Raw genomic sequence first — 20914 nt, forward strand, 5'->3', positions numbered from 1 at the left:
GTCCCGCCCGTCCTTTTTGGACGGGCGGGACGCCCATCCCACTTTCAAGAGTGGAAGTTATTTAATTCTCATTCCTAACATGAGGTCCACGCTTGATAAGCGGGCATAGGCCTCCGTGGGCATAGGGCATACCTCACCAAGATTGAGAACTGCTGTAATTTTTTTTGAACTATAGCAAGCGCGCCCGACGTTTATGACCCAGATGTGGCAGTATTTTCAATCAGCTTTTTATGGGCGGCGTCGCAGAAACGGCCCACAAAAATTATTTTTTATTATGGAATAGGCCCGAAACCCTGTTGCCGACATTGCTGAAATCCTTGCCGAAGATTGCTTCTGATATCTTTTCCGGTTGAGTGGGAATGATAAAGTCAAGGTCAATAATTCCACATTCCCCCACTCCCCACTCCTCATCATTCCAGTGTTACCGGAATTCATATGACTTCTCTCCTGGGTAACTCAAACCTTCTTCCTTCTTCCTTCTGCTATATTTTGCCAGGTTTGGACTCGCTAAGCAGTTTGGCAACAGCAAGCAAGATGAATTATCATACAATGGTCAGAATGTTAAAAAATGTAAATATACTAATGGGGGTGTGTCGGAATTTTCAACAGAATTAAAAAGTGGACAGCAGGACACCCTTACTGTTGCATGTACGATCGGGACTTTAAAATTATTTTATGACAACTTCAAGATTTGATTTTCAAGACTTGAAACGCCGCTTTGGGCGGATTTCGCGGGTGCAGACGGCAACGCTAGTCGTGTTGGGGGCGGTTGCTTTCGCAGGTGCGATCTCCGCAGCCTGGTTTGGAAGTGAAGGTACAGTCAGCGGTATTTTTGCCACAATCAACACTTGGCAGCAAAACCCGCCTGTGTGGCTGCAAGTGCCTGCTACGAGCAAGATGTATTTGTTAGCGCCGACGATCGCACTTGTCTCCGTTGCTTTAGCTGCAATTAAAATTTCGCCTCAACCGCAGAAATGGTCGCGCGCTGTGGTAGTTGCAATTGTTCTGGCTTTAACCATTCGCTACGTTTTATGGCGATCGCTCGCTACTCTAAATTTAAACGATCCCCTCAACGGTATCTTTAGTTTGGGGCTATTTTTCCTAGAAATGTTACTGGTTTTCAACACCACTATTCAACTGTATTTAATGCTGAGAATCAAAGACCGGCGTCGAGAAGCCGATCGCATGGCAGTTGCAGTTGAAGCTGGAAACTTCACCCCGCCAGTAGATATTTTTATCCCAACCTACAATGAACCGGCTTTCATTTTACGGCGCAGTGTGATCGGCTGTCAAGCATTAGATTATCCCAACAAAAAAGTATATTTGCTTGACGATACTAAGCGGTCTGAAATCAGGTTGCTGGCCAAAGAACTGGGATGCGAGTATATAACCAGACCAGATAATATTCACGCCAAAGCTGGAAACATTAATCATGCCACAGCCCTTACAAATGGAGAACTAATTGTAGTTTTCGATGCGGATTTTATTCCCACTAAAAACTTTTTAACTCGCACAGTTGGATTTTTTCAAAATCCCGAAATCGCCCTCGTTCAAACACCGCAAAGCTTTTACAATCACGACCCCATCTCTCGTAATTTAGGTTTAGAAAATGTGCTGGCGCCGGAAGAAGAAATCTTTTATCGGCAAATTGAAATCATCAAAGACAGCGCCGACAGCGTGGTTTGTTGCGGTACATCTTTTGTTGTGAGGCGGAGTTCTTTAGAAGCAGCGGGAGGCTTGGTCACAGATTCAATCTGCGAAGATTATTTTACCGGAATTCGGCTGTCAGCAACCGGATATCGGTTAGTTTATTTAGATGAAAAATTGAGTTCTGGTTTGGCGGCTGAAAATATAGAAGCTCATCTAAATCAAAGGCTACGCTGGGCGCGAGGCACGCTTCAGGCATTTTTTATTGATTCCAATCCTTTAACAATTCGCGGTCTCACATTCGTACAAAGGCTGTCTCATTTGGAAGGATTACTGCACTGGTTTACCAGTTTAACCAAGGTTTTATATCTGTTAATACCTTTAGCTTATTCATTTTTCGGCATCATTCCTTTGCGGGCAAGTGCGCGAGAATTGCTGTACTTTTTCCTGCCTTACTATTTGGTGCAACTTACTGTGTTTTCTTGGCTGAACCGCAGATCTGGATCGGCTTTGCTTTCCGATGTTTATTCGTTCGTCCAGTGTATTCCTTTAGCGGTGACGGTGGTGAGTTCCATGCTGAATCCCTTTGGGAAAGGGTTTCAGGTGACGCCAAAAGGAATGGCGAGCGATCGCTTTCGTTTTAACTGGAATTTAGGGTGGCCTTTGATTGTATTGTTCGCAGCTACAGCAGCCAGTTTGTGGCACAATTTAAACATTAATTTAGTTAAAAATGTTGGCACAGTACAGTCAATATCCGAAAGTGTACATTTGTCAAAAGGAATGAGTTTGGGATGGATTTGGAGCGGGTACAACCTGCTGATGATCGGGATTGCATTGCTGATTTTGGTGGATATTCCTAAGCCGGACATTTACGAATGGTTCAATTTACGCAGGGTTGTACAATTGAATATTGGCGGTAAAAGTTTTTGGGGTATAACCACTGTAATTTCGGAAAGTGGCGCGGAAGTTGCTTTGACGCAGTGGCCAAGTTTTGCGGTGCAAAATAAAGGCAGTAAAGAAAGTTTTACAGAAGCAGAGATTTCGCAAAAATATGCCTTTGAGACAAGTTTATCCCAGGGTAAAATGAAACCACTATCTCGCAGTGCGGCAGTCAAACCAAGGAGATCGGTAGCGCCGTCTGTTGTTGAGTTGGGTACAGAGCGTAGTTTAGCAAAAGGTTTAATTGATTGCGATTCTGCGACTTTGGAAATCATGGAAGAGAACTGTTTTATTCCTGTGGCTAAGATTGAGTTGGTGAGCGATAAATCTCAGTTGGAGTCAAGTTTTCGGGATGGAAAAGAGTGCAGTTTTGTGGAATTTCCCACTGTGCGAATTGCGTTCGATCGCCTGAACATTAGCCAGCACCGCTGTTTGATCGAAATGCTGTACTGTCGGCCGGGCCAGTGGCAGCGCCAGGAAACTCCAGGAGAATGCCGAGCGCTGTGGCTATTGTTGAGGATTGCTTTGAAACCGAGGGCTGTTTTCGAGAGGAATAGGTCAGTTAGACCGATCGCAGTTTCGCAACTTTAGCCATATCTCGCTGTTATATCCTGATTAAAACATCACAGTATGAATATTGGGTAACATAAAGTTAGTTATTTTTATCTAAGTTACCTAATCCATGAAACTCAACTCATCTTTGTTTTATAAAGCGGTTTTGGTGGCAAATTTGCCCCTAGCATCTGTCACCGGTGTGAGGGTCGGTGTTCAAGCCGAAACCAAAAACCATCCTGAGAATTATCGCTCTAAATGCAGTTTTTACGGACAGAATCAACGACAAGCACAAACAATAAGCCGTTCAGTCAAGCAGAATCCCAACAAAATTACAAGTGTCTGGGATGATGGGTTCACAATTAATCTAAAGTTTTCAAAAGATGGTGTTTGGGAATCAAGGCCATCTCGATCGAAAGCAGGAATATAGGAGTTACGCATTGACAGAATAACAAAATAGTGAATTGATAAATATATGTCGTCTACTTTTTAGGTATCGGACAATCAGAGAAATCACGCTTACCCTCCACAGCGCAATGCAATCTAGACCTATACACCTTATTTTTACTGTCAGAGCCAAAGTTTGGAGGTTGTAGCAGGTTATCAGAAATATTGGGAGACGTTTCACATTCAGGGTGTGAATCGCTTTTTATTGAGAGAGCGATATGAACCGAAAGATTTATTCAAGATAATAGAGAAAATTATTAACTTGATAGGAGGAATACTAAGTGTAGACGATACTGTTATAGAAAAGATTTACAGCGACCCGAAAAATGCCGAGTTAATCAGTTATTTTTGGTCAGGAAAAGCGCATAAAACAATTATTGGTTTAAATTTAATTACTCTATATTACAGCGATATTAATAGTAATTTAGTGCCAATAAGTTACAGAATATATGATAAAAGGAGGAGAAAACAAAAAACGATTATTTGAGAGAGATGATAAGTGAAATAATAAGCTGGGGAGTCAAGCCAAGAATAGTGACAGGAGACAGTTGGTATTCAGGAGTAGAAAACTTAAATTTCTAAAAAACAAGAAATTGGGTTTTCTATTCGGAATTGAAAAAAACAGAACTGTCTCAAATGAGCCGCATAAGTATTGCCAAGTAAGGAATCTGGTAATTCCAGAGTCTGGATTGAGAACTCATCTGAAAGAATTTGGATTTGTCAAGTTGTTTAGGAAAGACTTTAAAAAAGAAGACTCTAGACATTCTATCTTGTATCTTCCCGATGAGGAAAAAATTAAAGATATAACTAGAAATGAATTTATGATAATTCATGATACTCATTGGGGAATTGAAACCTTTCATTGAGCCATAAAACAAGTCTGTGGAATTTGTCGGTTCATGGTTAGAGATATTCAGGCAATCAAGACTCACATCTTTTGTTCCCTTCAAGCTTTTGTTAGGCTGGAGTTTATGGGCGTTGAAAAAATAATTAGCAATTGGTATGAAGTACAACGGAATCTATTTACTTTAGTTGTAGGTGAGCATATTTTTGCTAATCTTAATAGTAATGGCACGATCTGCAACGCATAGATAATGTTTTTTGTCAATGCGTAACTCCTAGAGTCATAATAAATTATTTAATATGCTGCGTGATTACACAATCATTCTGCCTATTCAGGACGGCGAATATCTGAGGGGTGAAACCCCTCAGACATTCGCCAACAGTCTCAAAAAATCCACACTACACTGTGCTAAATTCATTAGAAACTATGAACCCTAGTCTAGGAATAAACATCGCCGGCTACATTAACGGCGAATTTGGTATAGGAGAAGGTGTCAGAGCTAATATCAGGGCTGCAGAAGCCGCCGGGATTCCCTTCGCCATAAACAATTTTACCCGCAGTCCTCACCGCAAACAAGACACCACATATCAAAACTTTAGCCAAGACAATCCCCATCCCGTAAACTTAATTCAAGTCAACGCCGATCAAGTTGCAGCCTTTATCAAACATACAGGTTCCACCTATTTTGAAAACAAATACAATATCGGATTTTGGGCCTGGGAACTTCCCGCATTTCCCCCAGAATGGCAGCCAGCATTTAATCACTTTCAGGAAATATGGACTTACAGCAACTATTGCGCCGAGGCAATTTCTGCACTTGCGCCAATTCCAGTCATCAAAATCATGCCCAGTATTGCTCTTCCCGCACCTTCCCTGAACAGAGAAGCACTGAATTTACCGAAAAATAAATTTATTTTCTTGTTTGTATTCGACTTTTCCAGCCGCATTGAGCGCAAAAATACTTTAGCGACAATTCAAGCATTTAAACAAGCTTTTGGCGAAGATGACAGCCTCTTGTTGATTATCAAATCTTCTAATTCAAACAAACATTTAGAGGAGCAAAACTTATTAAATTCTGCCATCGCCAATTGTTCAAATATCAAACATCTAGACGGGTATTTGTCCAAAAATAAACTAAACGGTTTGCTGTATAATTGCGACTGTTATGTATCCCTGCACCGCTGCGAAGGATTTGGCTTAACAATGGCTGAAGCCATGTTTTACGGGAAACCCGTAATTGCCACCGGCTATTCATCAAATACAGAATTTATGAATGTCGGCAATAGCTATTTAGTCAAGTATAAGTTAATCCCAATTGAGCAAGATTGCGGGCCTTACAAAAAAGGCAATGTTTGGGCCGAAGCGGATGTGGAACACGCTGCTGATTTAATGCGGTACGTTTTTAACAATCACCGGGAAGCTCAACAGATTGGAGCGATAGCCGCTGAGGAAATTAAGACTTTACTCAACCCGCAAGTTACAGGTAATAAAATTAGAAAACGTCTCGAATATATTGCCGAGATTACCGATAACTTTCAAAGCATACCTCTGTCAGGAACATCCAAAGCGAAGTCTGCCAAAATTAGGGCTAACTTGCCACAATCAAAGCAACAAAGCCAATCAAAAGGAGAGCTGCCAAACGAGCCGCCGAAGGTTAGCATTTGCATTCCGACATACAACGGAGAAGCATTTATTGGGGAAGCAATTCAAAGTGCTTTGGCCCAAACATACCCTAACATAGAACTGATTATATCCGATGACGGCTCCACAGACCGCACAATTGCGATCGCCCAATCATTCCAATCACAAACCTCAGTCGATTTCCGCATCATACTGCACCGCAACTACGGCTTATCCCAAAACTGGAACTTCTGCATTTCCCAAGCAACAGGCCAATACATTAAATTTCTCTTTCAAGACGATTTAATCGCACCAGAATGTATTGAAAAAATGGTCGCACTCGCCCAAGAGAATCCCAAAATAGGTATGGTTTTCTCCCCGCGTGGCATCACCATAGCTGAAGATGAATCCAACCCGATTTTGCGGAAAGCTTCCCACTCAATTAAAGATTTGCACAAAAGCTGGTCGAATTTAAAATCTATTCAGCACGGCAAAGAATTACTGGCAGATACTAACTGCTTGAGCAACCCGATAAACAAAATTGGCGAACCGAGTACCGTCTTAATTGCCGCGCGAGTATTTGCCGAAATAGGATTATTTGACTCGGGATTATCTCAGTATGTAGACTTAGATATGTGGTGGCGAATCATGGGGAACTATCACATCGGATTTGTAGATAAAAAACTGTCGTCACTGCGGATTCATCCCGAACAACAAACTTGGAAAAACTTCGCTGCTGGGGAAAATTATAAGGATGTAGTAAGATTTTACAAAAAACTACTAAATAGTCCTGATTACAGTTTCCTGGATCAACAAATCAAACAGACAATCCGCCAAAAGCTGGCATTGAGAACCCAGCCGAGTTTATCGGAATTGTCAGCAATGCTTGATCAATACAATAAATTCCCCTCGAAACAGCCTCTTCTCGCGCTGCGCCCCTACCGCCAACAGCTAGCTGAATATTGGCTGAATTTGCCAGCGGAAAAATTAGAAACTGCTTACTCGAAAGACATGGGGAAAGCTCATAAATTGCTACTAGATAGCGCCCTCAAAAATGAAACTTTAACTGAGGAAGAACAACGTTTTGTCCAGCAGTTGTCCTCGAAACTTGCTGAAGGAGGGGAAATTGCCGAGAAGATGCAATATCTCCTCGCAGCGATGCTGTACCGGGACGCTTATCAGTTGCCACTTGAGTATAACAATGCAGCGATTCCCCAGTGGTTTTTTGAGGACTTTTTGAAATTTATATTTCAGTCTCCCGGTTATTTTCAACAAAACTGGGAAATAGAAAGGTACTCTGAATATTTCCAGCAGTTAATCAAGTACGTCGCTGCTAATATCGCCAGTTTTCCCGATTCAGAAGTTTGGCGTTATTTGGCGGCTTTTATTGCGAAAAATGTTAGCTTCCAAGCTTTGTATTTGAGCGAGATAAATCTGCTCAATATATTAAGTCAGCGAGCTGATTTTCTGGAATTTTATTTGAAAAATATCGGCTGTCAAGTAGAAGGGAATTTTCCTCAGAGAGAACCTGAAATAACTAAAATCCGAGTTGGCTTTTTGCTTGATAAAATTAGTGATGAATCCGAGACTCGTACTGCCATCTCGAATTTTGAATATTTAGACAGAAGCAAGTTTGAAATTATCCTGTACTATTTCCAGGTACAAGACGAGCGACTGGGGAAATATTGCGAAAATTGCGCCGACAAACTGGTGCAACTGTCAGAAGATTTGCCCAATCAAGTTCGAGAAATGCGATCGCACGATTTAGATATTCTGCTAATCTGCACCAATACTACCGACACTTCTCAACCAAGCGCCCTTCTGTGCCTGCACCGACTAGCGCGGGTGCAAATAGCTACCGGTGCATCAAACCCCGCAACCACCGGAAGCCGAAATATCGATTATTTCATTGCTGGGGATTTGACATTGCCCGCAGGTGCAGCAGCAGAGTATCGCGAAAAATTAATTACTTTAAAAGGGTCGGGAGTTTGTTTAAGCTATACTGTACGCTCAGCACCTGCCAGAGTTGAACCGACTCGCAGGAGTTGGGGAGCCACTAAGGAATCTGTAGTGTTCATGTCCGGCGCTCCAGCTTTGACAATTATCCCAGAATTGAGAGAAACTTGGGCAAAAATTATTGCTGCCGTACCGAATTCTATTTTAGTTTTGTATCCCTTTAGTTCCCGCAATGGAAACTATCCGACGGTGCCTTTTTACAACCAAATTCGATCGCTCTTTGCCGAATTTGGGATTGACAAAAAGCGCTTAGTTGTGATTAAGGCGCTGCCATCTCGCGCCGATTGCATAAAATGTCTGGAATTGGCTGATATATATTTAGACTCCTATCCATACAGCAGTGGCTGCTCCTTAGCAGAAGCCCTGTTGGTGGGGTTGCCTGTAGTGGTAAGAAAAGGGCAAACAACTCGATCGCGACAATCAGCCGCCGTGCTCGAAGAACTGCTACTTCCGGAACTGGTAGCAGACAGCGAGAACTCTTATTTAGAGCTGAGCACAGCACTGGGAACCAACCCAGAACTGCGCCGGCACTACCGCGAGCAAATCCAGGAAAAAATGGCGGCAAACCCCAAATATCTCGACAGTCGCGCTTGCTCGACCCAACTCGAAACACTCTTTGAAAGACTATTCCGAGAGTGAAGGAAGAAGGAAGTTCAGCAACTAAGCAGTGTACGGGATTTAACGGATAGATGTTGAGGGAAGATTTTCCCACTCTCCCACTCTCGCATCCCGTTACCATTCTGAGCCCCGCGGGGAACCCCTCGCTAGGCAGAGCGTCAAGAAATAGACGGCAATAGCGCTAGCCCACTGACGGTCTGCTATCATCGGGAAATCGAGGGGTTAGTGGTTGTCGCTCTTTTCCTGCCACAGCTAAATTAAAAGGGGAAGCGCAAGTCAGTTGGAGATAAAAAAATGACAGGACTTTTTCAAATAGGCGATAAATTACTGCAAGCTCAGGATATGCCATCGCTCCTGAAGCGGTATCAGTTGATGCCACAATTCTTGCGGGGTGTAATAGTAGACCAAGCGATCGCATCCTTTAGTTGCAGCGACGAAGAACGCAAATCCGCCGTCGAGAACTTTCTGGCACAACACCAACTGACAGCCCCGGAAGCCAAAGAAGCTTGGCTGCGCGGCCAAAATATGACGGAAGAAGAACTTCAAGAGATGGCCGTTAGGCCCTTGCTGATCGAAAAATTTAAGCAAGCCACTTGGAGACCTAAAGTAGATAATTATTTTTTAACCCGCAAAGCCAGCCTAGACCACGTAGTCTATTCCCTGGTACGCACCAAAAATCCAGCACTAGCAAACGAACTTTACTTTCGCATTCTCGAAGGGGAACAAACCTTTGCTGAAGTGGCCCGCGACTATTCCGAAGGGCCCGAGTCCAAGTCAGGCGGCTTGTTGGGCCCAGTACCCCTCTCGCAGCCCCACCCGGCAATCAGCAAACTTTTGTCCGTCAGCCAGCCAAATCAACTCTGGACGCCGCGTCCTCTGGCAGAATGGATGGTAATTATTCGACTAGAAAAGTTCATGCCGGCCCAGCTCGATGAATCGATGCGGCTGCACTTGATTAACGAACTCTTTGAAAGCTGGCTCGCCGAACAGATATCGCAAATAGGCCCGCTACAGCCCCTCTCTTCCGTGTCTTCAATATCATGACAATCCAGCAATTGGGTCAGGGGCCCCCGGATTTATCCGTGGAGACTTGAAAAAGCGTAGCATCCTGACAAAAACCCCCTGGATTAATCTGTTGATTCAATCTAAAATCTAAAATCTAAAATCTAAAATTGGATGACTTCTTCCGCTGTTTCCCTCTCCCAAATTCAGGATTTCCTAGCTCAAACACCTCCCTTTGACCGACTGTCAGAGACGGCTCTGACAGCCTTGGTGGCTAAATGCCAACTCCTCGGCTACCGGACGGGGCAACCCCTGTTTGAACGGGAAAAAATGCCGACTCAAGTGGCAATTATCTATCAAGGCCAGGCCCGGCTGCTGGGCTTTGACCAGCGCTCGCAGCGCCACGTAAGTTTACGCTTGGTGCAGTCGAAGGAAATCCTGGGCTGGGCTGGCTTGCTCAGGGGAGTTCCCTGCGAAACGGCGATTGCTTCTACAGATGTGATCGCGATCGTTCTACCTGCCGAAGATTTCCTGAGCGTACTGGAAAAACAGCCGACTTTTGGAGAAGCCTTTCGCGAACACTGTTCCTTGAGCGAAGTATTTGAACTGTTGAGTCTGGAATTGCAGCGCCAAGCCGACGGCACTTCCAATCTCAAGGAACTCACCCTGCAAGCTTGGCAAGACGCGACAGTTGTAAACGTACCAAACGGCAACAAAAAAACTCAAGACATCGCCAAAGAGCTAGATGCCGATCGAGTTTGGCTTGTCAGCAGCGGCGTCTTGGGCGACTTTCCCACCGGCAGCCGCTTCTCTGTGGAAAACGCAGCCAAATCCTTAAAAGTAGAAGGCCGCCTCGGCGCCCGCTTGGTCGGCTTCCGGGAACCCCCAGAACCCCAACCCGAAACAGACTCATTAAATGGCTCGACAGATACAGTAGGTCCAGGGCAGAATCCGCCCAACGGAACATCGATCACGGTTATAGACGCCCCAGATCGTCCCCCAGAACCCGCAAGCGGTCAACCAAAGGATGCCGGGAGATACCCAGTTTTCCGCGCCAAAGGGCAGATTGAGGCCCCGCTTGCTTGCTTCCAAATGTTGAGCAAGTATTTTGGCCTCAAATTTCGTCGAGATATCATCCGCAAAGTTCTAGAAAATCAGTTAAAAACCGCCGGTTCTATCAGTATGCAAGCTTGCGGGGCGATCGCCCAAAGCATCGGCCTCACGCCCCAATTGGCGCAAGTGCCAGCAGAAGCAATCAACCGCATCAAAGCTCCCGTAATGATTAAATGGCAAGATAGCTTTGCCATTATTTACAGCATCACCGAGCAAGAATTGGTGATGGCCACGCCCGAACAGGGGCTGATGCGGAAGCGGATACCTCAGTTTAAAGAAATCTGGGGCGAACAGGGAGAAGTCCTGCTCCTGCAAGCTCCGCAAGTCGAACAAAAAGAGCAGTTCAGCTTCTGGTGGTTTGTACCGGCGCTGATGGAACACAAGACAGTGTTTTTTGAGGTGTTGCTCGCTTCGTTTTTTGTACAGTTATTTGGTCTTGCCAACCCATTAATCAGCCAAATAATTATTGATAAAGTCTTAGGTCAGCGCAGCATTGACACCTTGGATATTTTGGGGGCGTTTCTGTTAGGTGTTGCTCTGTTTGAAGGACTGCTCAACGGATTGCGTACCTTTTTGTTTATAGATACCTCAAACCGCATCGATGTCAAATTGAGTGCAGAAGTCATCGACCACTTGCTGCGGCTGCCCCAAAATTACTTTGACAATCGGCGCGTGGGAGATCTGGTTTACAAATTCAGCATGATGGGCCAGATTCGGGAATTCATGACGAGCACAGCTCTGACAGTAGTTCTTGATGCGGTATTTTCGGTGGTTTACGTCGCCGTTATGCTCTCTTACAGTGTGCAGCTAACGTTTGTATCTTTGGCAGTGGTACCGATACTGGGGCTGATGATTATTCTAATCAATCCGCTGGTTCTGCGCCTGATCAAACAGAGAAATATGCGTTTTTCTGACTCTCAATCTTATTTAGTGGAAGTAGTCGGCGGGATTCAAACTGTTAAAGCTCAAAATATTGAATTGAAATCCCGCTGGGAGTGGTCGAGCCGCTACGCAAAATACATTACAGCCAGTTTTAAAACAATTATCACGGGAACTGCAGCCGGTACGATTAGCAGCTTTTTAAACCAGGTGGGTAACTTAGCTCAGTTGTGGGTGGGAGCTTATTTGGTACTGGGAAATGAGATTACTTTGGGTCAGTTGATTGCTTTCCGAATTATTTCCGGGAACGTGACTGGTTCGCTGCTGCGTTTTGTGAGCGTCTGGCAGAGTTTCCAAGAAGTCTCGATGTCGATCGATATGCTTAAGGATGTGGTCGATACGCCGACGGAAACCAGCGATGAAGACCGGAACAATATCCCGCTGCCGGCAATTCAAGGGCAGGTTAGCTATGAGGAGGTTTCCTTCCGATTTCTCGAAAGCGGGCCACTGCAATTGGCTAATGTTAATTTGGAATTTCCCGCTGGCAGTTTTGTGGGAATTGTGGGTGGAAGCGGTTCCGGTAAAAGTACGGCGATGAAGCTGTTGCAGCGTCTTTATCCGCCGCTGTCGGGCCGGATTTTTATTGACGGCTATGACATTTCTAAGGTGGAACTGTACTCGCTCCGCAGCCAACTTGGGGTGGTATTGCAAGATACTTTGCTGTTTAACTGTACTGTGCAGGAAAATATTGCTCTGAGCAATCCCGATGCGAGTACGGATGAGATTGTGCGAGCTGCAAAATTAGCGGTAGCTCACGATTTTATTATGGGCTTGCCTGCTGGGTACAATACGGTGGTGGGAGAGCGGGGTGCCTCGCTTTCTGGAGGTCAAAGACAGCGTTTGGCGATCGCCCGCACGATTTTGCAAAACCCGAAACTGCTGATTTTGGACGAAGCTACAAGCGCCCTCGACTACCATTCAGAGCGCCAAGTTTGCAATAACTTAGCAGAAGCTTTCGCCGGCCGCACGGTATTTTTCATTACTCACCGCCTGACTACCATCCAAAACGCTGATGTAATTATTATGATGGATCAAGGTTCTGTAGTCGAGCGGGGAACTCATAAAGAATTAATGGCTCTTAAAGGGCGTTACTACTGCCTCTTCCAACAACAAGAGTCATCGAATACCTGATCTCTAACAACTCACAACTGATCACTAACGCTTAACAACTGAGAACTAACAAATGGCTATGAAATCGTTAATACTTTCTGAGCAACCAGTCATTCTCGAAAAACCAGCGATTTGGTCGCACTTGTTTTTGTGGATGATCATGCTGATGACCACTTCGGCTGTAGTTTGGGCTTATTTTGCTAGCGTAGAGCAAGCTGTCCCCGCTGTCGGCCAATTGGAACTCAAAGATGGTGCCAGAGACATCCAAGCACCTGCTACGGGCGCTGTGGTGAGACTTCACGTTGAAAATGGCGATCGCGTGGAAAAGAACCAGCCTCTGCTCACTTTCAACCCCCTTGCACCCAGCGCCGATTTAACATCGATACAGAAAACTAAAGAAGCTCTGGAAAAGGAAAATAAATTTTACGAAGATGTTGTCAACGGCAAAATTCAAGGCGCTGTTCCTTCTAACCTAGAATCAACAATCAAGGACAGACAGAGCCTCACGGCACAAAATCAAGTGCTGCAAGCTTTGATTGACGAACTGTACCTCAATCGGGGAGCTAGCGGAAATTTTGATGCTGCTCAGCAAGGACTTTATGTTAATTATCGATCGGAATTTCTGTCTCGCGTCGCTGCAGCTCAAGGCCAAGTTCAGGAGTTGGAAAAACAACTGAAGCAAGCTCAGGATGCTGAGAAAGCCGCCGGCGATCAAATGATAGTGGCACAGCAACAATTGGGTTTTGCCCAAAACCAATTAAATTATGCTCAGCAGCAGTTAGGTTCTTCGCAAGAGCAAGTAAAATCCGCCCTGGCTCAGAGAGATTTGGCCCAAGAACAGTTAGCGAAATCCCAACAAGTATTGAAGTCGAATCAAAACATTCTAGGCAGACTCGCCCCCCTGGTGGAGGAAGGAGCCATCGCTGAACTGCAAAAAGAACGTCAAGAACAAGATGTTTTCAGAGGCCAAAGCGACGTTCTCAAACAGCAAGATCAAATCAAGCAGCGCGAAGGTGAAATCAACTCTCGCAGGGGCGAAATTAACACGCGCCTTGGTGAAATCAATACGCGCCGAGGCGAAATTAACGCGCGTCAAGGTGACATCCAAAAAATTAGTGCTGACATACAGCGCCAGCAAGGAGAGCAAGCGCGCATTCAGGAGTCCATCGCCCGCGCCCAAGAACAGTTAAAAAACACCAAGGATTCCTGGGCAAAAGAACTTTACAGCAAAATTGCTGAAAACGAGAAACAAATTGCCAGCAGCGATTCTCAGCTAAGCCGCTTCAAAGTGGAAAACCTGAAAAAGTTGTCCGAGGTGAACGCTCAGCTAGAAAAGGCTCAACAAAACCGCGACACTCAAGTGATGAAGGCTCCGGTATCGGGGGTAATCTTTGATTTGAAGCCTTCTACGAAGGAGAAAGCTAAGTTGGATATGGCGAAAGATCCGATATGCCAATCCATTATTAATACGGTGCTGAAACCGGGCGAACCGCGCCCAGCACGCTGCGAAGAAGCTTATTACGAAGCGCAGCAAACTGAAAAGCTGCTCAAAGTTTTGGATGACGACAACGGTCTGCAAGGAGTAGTTTACCTGGAAAACAGCAATGTGGCTCTGGTATTGGATGCTTTGAGACAGAAGCGGGCAAAATTGGAGCAGTATCACGGCAAGCAATTAGACGGAGAAAAGATTGACTGCGAAATAGGTAAAAGTTGCGTTTGTCCAGAGAAGGAAGTTAACAGAGAGAAACTGGGTTTGACGAAATACCAATGCGTGCCTGTGGAAGTGAATGTAGAAGCTTTCCCGGCGATGGAGTTTGGTACTGCTGAGGGTGAAGTGATAGAGATTAGCAGCGATGCTGAGCCTCCTACTGAACTGCGGAAATACTATGCTTTCAAAACCATAATTAAGCTCAAAAATCAGAAGTTTGTTTTGAACAAGGGCAAGGCAAATGAAGTGGAGGTTAACTTGCAGTCGGGAATGTCCGTGAGTTCTAATATCAATATTGGCAAGCGGACTGTTTTGCAGATGTTTATCAACCGATTTACTGGGAAAATGGATACCTTCAAGACTATTAAGTAATTCGGTTAACCGAATTGAATGCGAGGCTTTTAGGCTGTTCGGAAACCCGGTTTCTTCAAGAAACCGGGTTTCTATGTGTTATGTTTTTCAACTTGTTTGTAGTAAGGAATGCAAGTCCCGGCTCAAACTATGAGGAGTGAAGTCTTCACTACAAACTTGATAAAAATTATTTAACCGGGTTTGATATAAAATGGTGATGGCAATCGGTGCGATCGCACTTTCATGAAAAAAATCATCTTATTTACTTTATATCTAATTCCTGTTGTCCTGTTAATCGGATTTGTAGCGAATTTTAGCGTTAACCTTCCCGTTGATGACGAGTGGAGGTTAGCTAGCCTTTTTGAGAAAATAGCTCAGGGAAATGTAACTTTTAACGATTTTTGGGCTTTGCACAGCAACCACCGCATACTTTTTCCGAAAATAATTATTGCGGTGCTGGCTTTTGCTTCCCGATGGAATATTAATTATCAGTTGTGTCTCAGCATAGGTTTGGCTGCGATAACTTTTATTGCTATGTACAAGTTATCCTCGATGCAAGTTAAGAATGTAGGGGATGATTTGTGGCATTTAGCTAATATTTTAAGTTGTATTTTGCTTTTCTCGCTAGTTCAGCACGAAAACTGGCTTTGGGGATTTCAATTAGCTTGGTTTTTTGTGAATTTATGTTTTGTAGCTGCGGTTTATGCGCTGGTTTCACATCACAAATTATTGCCTAATATTAGAATCTCTATTGCTGCTGTATTCTGCTTTTTTGCGAGTTTTTCGCTCGCTCAAGGCTTGCTGTCTTGGTTGGCGGCGATTCCGGCTGTGGTGGCTTTGGAGGGAAATGCAGCGCAGAAACGAAAAAGACTTATTGTCTGGATGCTGCTCTTTGTGGCAACTTGTGCTGTTTACTCAATAGATTATCATCCGAGTCGGAAAGCAAGTATTATTTCATTGTTGAATAAGCCGTTTGTAGTGATTAATTACTTTTTAAGTTTGCTGGGCTCGCCAATTGTGCGATCGCCTGGAATCTCGGCATTGGTAGGATTGCTAATATTTGCAACTTTCTTATTTTTGGGATTCCACTTTGGGAGAAAGATTACCGAGCATCATGAGGCTTTACCTTGGCTGTCAATAGGTTTGTTTTCAGTTTTATCGGCTCTGTTTATTACGGCTGGTAGGGCAGAATTCGGGGCGATTCAGGCGATTGAATCGTCGAGATATACGACTAATTCAATTTTGCTGTTAATTGCTTTGGTTCAGCTCGGTCAATTGTTGGTCCGAGGTAAGATTGCTACCATAAATCGCACCTATAAATTTGTTTATCGGGTGTTAGCAGGGGTGTTAATTGGGATAATTATTGTTAACTCTCAACAGGCGATAGCCCCAACTAGATCCGCACTTCTTTACAAACAAGCCGCTCAAGATTGTTTGCAGTTAATTAACTATCTGGAACCGTCGGATTTTTTCAAAAATTCGCCGGAAAGCTGTTTGAGGGTGCTGAGCAAAAAAACTTGGCTGGTGAGAGAAGGCGCTGCAATTATCGATAAAATAGGTTGGCTCAAGTTCGCGAAAAATGTAGAGTTTATTTCTAATACAGAGAAAGTTTACGGTTATTTAGACAAACCTCAAACTAGCAATAAATCCTTGAGTGTTAAGCAAAATGATGCTGTCAAGGCTGCTGGTTGGGCGGTTTGGCCAGAAAAATTGCAACAGCCCAATATTGTACTGCTATCTGTCGGGGACAAAAAATCTTTTTTTGCTAACGCTTATGTAAATTTGGACAGTCCCGACATTGCTGAGAGTTTAAAATCTGAGTTATACAATAATGCCAGGTGGGCTGTTGATTTGTCGGATAATAATTTGCCGATCGCCCAAACGGAAATTAAAGCTTGGGTGTATAATCCTGTTGACAACCAGTTTGTCCAGTTGCGCGGAGGATGAGGAGTGAAAATTTCTGTGATTATACCAGCCCACAATGAGGAGGGCTGTTTGTACGGTACTGTGCGGGCGATCGCCCAGACGCTCGATTTAGAAGGCATTCCGCACGAAATTTTGATAGTGAATGACAACAGTGTCGATCGAACTATTGATATTTGCCAGGAGTTGTCAGAGACTTTTCCCACAGTTAGATACATCAACAATCAACCTCCGAATGGTTTCGGATTTGCCGTGCGCCGTGGTTTGGCGGAATTTGACGGAGATGCCGCAGCAATTGTGATGGCGGATGCTTCCGACGATCCGATGGATTTGGTAGCAGGATACCGCAAGCTACAAGAAGGATATGATTGCGTTTTTGGTTCCCGCTTTATCAAAGGTGGCTTTGTGGTGGATTATCCACTTCACAAGTTAGCAATTAACCGCTTAGCAAACTGGTTTGTCAAAAGTATTTTCGGCTTGCGGTACAGCGATGTCACCAATGCTTTTAAAATTTACCGCAGAGAAGTGATTGAAGGCGTGCAACCGATTTTGAGCCATCATTTCAATTTGACAGTGGAACTGCCTTTAAAAGCAATTGTTCGGGGTTTTTCCTATACGGTGATCCCTCTGAGGTGGTACAATCGGACTGCTGGTATTTCTAAGCTGAAAATCAAAGAGATGGGCAGTCGGTATTTGTTTATTGTCTTGTATGTGTGGCTGGAAAAACATCTCTCTCGCGGCGACTACCACCGGACTAGAAAGATAGCAAAATTAAAAGTGAATGCCTGAGAGAATCTTAATTGTGGGGGGTGCGGGTTTCATCGGCAGTTGTTTGGCAATTGGCCTGAAGAAACTGCACCCGGAATGGCAAATAATTTGTTTAGATAACCTGCGTCGCCGCGGCTCGGAATTGAATCTGCCTCGGCTTAAAAGTTGCGGGATTCAGTTTGTTTACGGGGATATTCGCACAGCGGCAGATTTAGATCCAGTTGCACTCAATGCTGACTGCATTATAGATTGTGCTGCGGAGCCTTCTGTACTGGCTGGTTTTAGTTCACCTCAGTACGTTTTGCAGACGAATTTACTGGGCACTGTAAATGTTTTGGAGTTGGCGAGACAAACGGGTGCGAGTTTGCTGTTTTTGTCTACCAGTCGGGTTTATCCGATCGCCAGTGTCAAATCGGTTAAGCTGTTAGAGTTGCCGAATAGATTTGCGATCGCCCCTGAGCAAACTTTACCCGGTATATCCGAGTTGGGCATATCAGAAGACTTCCCATTAAAAGGACACCGTTCGCTTTACGGAGCAACTAAATTAGCTTCGGAATTGCTGATTGAGGAATACAGGGAAGCATACAATGTGCCCGCAATTATTAACCGTTGCGGGTTAATTACTGGTGCTTGGCAAATGGGTAAAGTAGATCAGGGAGTTTGCGGTTTGTGGGTGGCGGCCCACTATTTTCAAAAGTCGCTGAGTTATATCGGTTTTGGCGGCAGCGGGAAGCAGGTTAGGGATTTGCTGCACGTTGAAGATTTGTTGAGGTTAGTTAATTATCAATTAGAACATTTCGCTGAATTTGACGGCGAAGTTTTTAATGTTGGCGGTGGTTTGAGCAACAGTCTTTCTTTGGTTCAGACAACTGATTTGTGCCAAAAGATTAGTGGAAAATCGATTTCAATTAATCCTGTTTTGGAGGAACGTGCGGGGGATATTCCGATTTTTATTACTGATTCTTCTAGGGTGATGGAGAAAACAGGATGGCGGCCTGCTATTGGGCCGGAAGCGGCTTTGCAGGATATTTATGATTGGATTGCTGCTAATGAGGTGGTTTTAAGTTCAATTTTGTAGGGATTTTTTAACCGCAGATGCAGGGGGATGTTGTGTGCAATTTGGTAATAAAAATATTTCCATGCGGTAGGAAAACGGCTTTTGGAGTGCCCGGTATTAGGACACGGAAGTGCCGCTTCCTACATAAATTTATACATAAACCTATTTTTTCAATCGGACTAGATCGAATTATATCTCAATTGTTGTCCGATTAAAACATGAGGAATGACCGCTCGCAGATATTAAACGCCATTCAGCATTCATCCCCAAACTTCTGTCAAATCTAAGACGAACCCAGGCAACACATCTTCACCGGATAAACTAATAGGATTTTCCAAGACTTCTACATCTTGATTTAGCCTGTAAATCTCCACCTTTTTGTTTTTCCGATCTATCAACCAACCCAAACGAGCGCCATTGTTCATATACTCTTTCATCTTGGCTCGCAGCGGTTCCATATTGTCAGTTTTAGAACGGAGTTCTACCACAAAATCAGGACACAAGGGAATAAAACTTTCTTTTTGTTTTGGGGTGAGCTCATCCCACCTTTCTTGACGCACCCAAGCAGCATCGGGAGAGCGATCTGCTCCGTTGGGCAAGTGAAAACCAGTAGAAGAGTTAAACGCTTTACCTAGTTTAGTTTGACGGTTCCACAACCAAAGTTGTCCTTCTATATCGAGATTTCTATATCCTGTTTCGCCTCCGGTTGGTGGATTCACGATTAACTCTCCTTGTGCTGTTCTTTCTAATTGTAATTCTCGGTTGGCGATCGCCAATTGAACGAATTGCTCGCGGGTAACGGTAAGTATTAGTGTCGGCGGAATATTCACAGCAATGGCGCGGGATGTTTGTGTCATCATTTTTTTCCTAAAATTGATGCTTTTTTAGCAAATTTATCCTGATTTTGCCCAGCCCAAACTACAGGAATACTTGCAATTTTTATTATAACAATTGAAATGCTCTAGGGGCGGCGATCGCTTTCCCCGACCATTAATTGTTTGGTTTCGATGCTTTGACAAACATTTGCCCTCCCAAAAACCGCCACAAAAAAGGCAATTTCAAGTAAATTTTTAACAGCAAAGGCGAGGCCGGTCTGCCTTTGGTCGAAAATGGTAAAAATCGCGGTATAATTAGGTCGATTTCAAAAGCGACTGTTTGTAAAAGTTCTTGCAGCGATAAGTGGGTAATTGGTAATTGATGGTCGATAAAGTCGTAATACTCTTTGAAAGAATATTTAAAATTTGGTTGGACAACTAAGAGAGAACCCCCTGGCTTAAGTGCCTCAAAGCAAAATAAAATAAGTTGGATGAGTTCTTCTTTATTACGGAGATGTTCAAAAAAGTTAGAGATAAAGATCCGGTCAAATTCTTCCCTAAAAGCAGGTTGATTCTCAAAACTTAAAACATCAATATTCAGCACTTTTACATCTGGATTGGCAAATAAATTGGAATCGGGGTTGAGATCAATTAAATATTTTTTTTTAGCTCGAATTTGATTTATGAACTCGCAGTAACCGCCACCAATATCTAAAATGGTTGATTCGGGAGGAACATAATCTTGTAAAAATTCGTCAATTAAAACTTTCCAGAGTGCCATCTTGGCTTGCAGTTGTCGGGAATCAAATCGATTGGCGTACAAGTTTTTGAGATATGCGTCGGCTTTCATAGTAAAATAGCAGAGACTGAGTATTAGTTTATCACTTTCACAGCTAACTATGAATGTTATATCTACCGAAATACCGGAAGTTCTGATAATTGAGCCGAAAATTTTCGGAGACGATCGCGGTTTCTTTTTTGAGAGTTTCAATCACAAAGCTTTTGTTGAACAAACAGGCGTTACCGCAGAATTTGTTCAAGACAATCATTCTAAATCTTCTAAAAATGTGCTGCGGGGTTTGCACTACCAAATTCAGCAGCCTCAAGGCAAATTGCTGCGGGTAGTTGCGGGAGAAATATTTGATGTAGCGGTGGATATTAGAAAAAGTTCGCCGACTTTTGGGCAGTGGGTTGGCTGTTTAGTGAGTGCAGAAAATAAACGGCAATTTTGGGTGCCGGCGGGATTTGCTCACGGTTTTTTAGTGGTTTCCGAGACGGCTGAAGTTTTGTACAAAACTACAGATTATTACGCACCGGCACACGAGCGGTGTATCCTATGGAATGACCCGGATTTGGCGATCGACTGGCCACTAGATGGTGCCCAACCAATCTTATCAGCTAAAGACCAAGCGGGACAAACGTTGAAAAGAGCTCAAGTGTTTTGA

The 20914-nt window shown here is 44.0% G+C and carries 11 protein-coding genes and 1 pseudogene; 10 read left to right on the forward strand and 2 right to left on the reverse strand.

Translation table 11 applies throughout. The features are described from left to right. The first annotated feature begins 675 nt into the window (after positions 1–675). From QUA24_RS17550 to QUA24_RS17590, 9 genes and pseudogenes are all read left to right on the forward strand, one after another. Complete coding sequence (locus tag QUA24_RS17550) at positions 676–3177, forward strand: glycosyltransferase (RefSeq protein ID WP_333230954.1); 2502 nt, start codon at positions 676–678, stop codon at positions 3175–3177. Positions 3178–3633: 456 nt separating this feature from the next. Beyond that, positions 3634–4676: pseudogene (locus QUA24_RS17555) on the forward strand (IS701 family transposase). 179 nt (positions 4677–4855) lie between these two features. Then, positions 4856–8704, forward strand: coding sequence for a glycosyltransferase (locus QUA24_RS17560; protein WP_333230955.1), 3849 nt, complete (start codon positions 4856–4858; stop codon positions 8702–8704). 273 nt (positions 8705–8977) lie between these two features. Further along, on the forward strand, positions 8978–9727 hold the full coding sequence (locus QUA24_RS17565) for a peptidylprolyl isomerase (RefSeq protein ID WP_333100464.1): 750 nt from the start codon (positions 8978–8980) through the stop codon (positions 9725–9727). A gap of 132 nt (positions 9728–9859) precedes the next feature. After that, complete coding sequence (locus QUA24_RS17570) at positions 9860–12868, forward strand: peptidase domain-containing ABC transporter (RefSeq protein WP_333230956.1); 3009 nt, start codon at positions 9860–9862, stop codon at positions 12866–12868. A gap of 58 nt (positions 12869–12926) precedes the next feature. Then, positions 12927–14927: a chromosome partitioning protein ParA gene (locus QUA24_RS17575; protein WP_333213916.1), complete on the forward strand. Its 2001-nt coding sequence runs from the start codon at positions 12927–12929 to the stop codon at positions 14925–14927. Between the two features lie 222 nt (positions 14928–15149). Further along, on the forward strand, positions 15150–16853 hold the full coding sequence (locus QUA24_RS17580; RefSeq protein ID WP_333230957.1) for a hypothetical protein: 1704 nt from the start codon (positions 15150–15152) through the stop codon (positions 16851–16853). A 3-nt stretch (positions 16854–16856) separates the two neighbouring features. After that, positions 16857–17618, forward strand: coding sequence for a glycosyltransferase family 2 protein (locus QUA24_RS17585; RefSeq protein WP_333230958.1), 762 nt, complete (start codon positions 16857–16859; stop codon positions 17616–17618). After that, positions 17611–18675 (forward strand): NAD-dependent epimerase/dehydratase family protein, encoded by a 1065-nt coding sequence (locus QUA24_RS17590; protein WP_333230959.1) that lies wholly within the window; start codon positions 17611–17613, stop codon positions 18673–18675. Before QUA24_RS17585 ends, QUA24_RS17590 begins: the two co-directional genes overlap by 8 nt. Positions 18676–18914: 239 nt before the next feature. On the opposite strand, the gene QUA24_RS17595 is transcribed toward QUA24_RS17590, so the two are convergent. Both QUA24_RS17595 and QUA24_RS17600 read right to left on the reverse strand, forming a co-directional pair. Continuing rightward, on the reverse strand, positions 18915–19514 hold the full coding sequence (locus tag QUA24_RS17595) for a Uma2 family endonuclease (protein ID WP_333230960.1): 600 nt from the start codon (positions 19512–19514) through the stop codon (positions 18915–18917). A gap of 130 nt (positions 19515–19644) precedes the next feature. Next, on the reverse strand, positions 19645–20319 hold the full coding sequence (locus QUA24_RS17600) for a methyltransferase domain-containing protein (protein ID WP_333230961.1): 675 nt from the start codon (positions 20317–20319) through the stop codon (positions 19645–19647). A gap of 49 nt (positions 20320–20368) precedes the next feature. Here QUA24_RS17600 and rfbC point away from each other — a divergent pair, with 49 nt between their 5' ends. Next, positions 20369–20914 (forward strand): dTDP-4-dehydrorhamnose 3,5-epimerase, encoded by a 546-nt coding sequence (rfbC, locus tag QUA24_RS17605; protein WP_333230962.1) that lies wholly within the window; start codon positions 20369–20371, stop codon positions 20912–20914.

It is taken from the genome of Microcoleus sp. Pol12B5, assembly GCF_036701335.1.
In the GTDB taxonomy this organism is placed as follows: Bacteria; Cyanobacteriota; Cyanobacteriia; order Cyanobacteriales; family Microcoleaceae; genus Microcoleus.

Bases quoted from the DNA above. Each gene is read 5' to 3' on its own strand.
- QUA24_RS17570 (WP_333230956.1), top strand. From the start codon at position 9,860: ATGACTTCTTCCGCTGTTTCCCTCTCCCAAATTCAGGATTTCCTAGCT.
- QUA24_RS17600 (WP_333230961.1), bottom strand. From the start codon at position 20,319: ATGAAAGCCGACGCATATCTCAAAAACTTGTACGCCAATCGATTTGAT.
- QUA24_RS17580 (WP_333230957.1), top strand. From the start codon at position 15,150: ATGAAAAAAATCATCTTATTTACTTTATATCTAATTCCTGTTGTCCTG.
- QUA24_RS17550 (WP_333230954.1), top strand. From the start codon at position 676: ATGACAACTTCAAGATTTGATTTTCAAGACTTGAAACGCCGCTTTGGG.
- QUA24_RS17590 (WP_333230959.1), top strand. From the start codon at position 17,611: ATGCCTGAGAGAATCTTAATTGTGGGGGGTGCGGGTTTCATCGGCAGT.
- QUA24_RS17575 (WP_333213916.1), top strand. From the start codon at position 12,927: ATGAAATCGTTAATACTTTCTGAGCAACCAGTCATTCTCGAAAAACCA.
- rfbC (WP_333230962.1), top strand. From the start codon at position 20,369: ATGAATGTTATATCTACCGAAATACCGGAAGTTCTGATAATTGAGCCG.
- QUA24_RS17595 (WP_333230960.1), bottom strand. From the start codon at position 19,514: ATGATGACACAAACATCCCGCGCCATTGCTGTGAATATTCCGCCGACA.
- QUA24_RS17565 (WP_333100464.1), top strand. From the start codon at position 8,978: ATGACAGGACTTTTTCAAATAGGCGATAAATTACTGCAAGCTCAGGAT.
- QUA24_RS17560 (WP_333230955.1), top strand. From the start codon at position 4,856: ATGAACCCTAGTCTAGGAATAAACATCGCCGGCTACATTAACGGCGAA.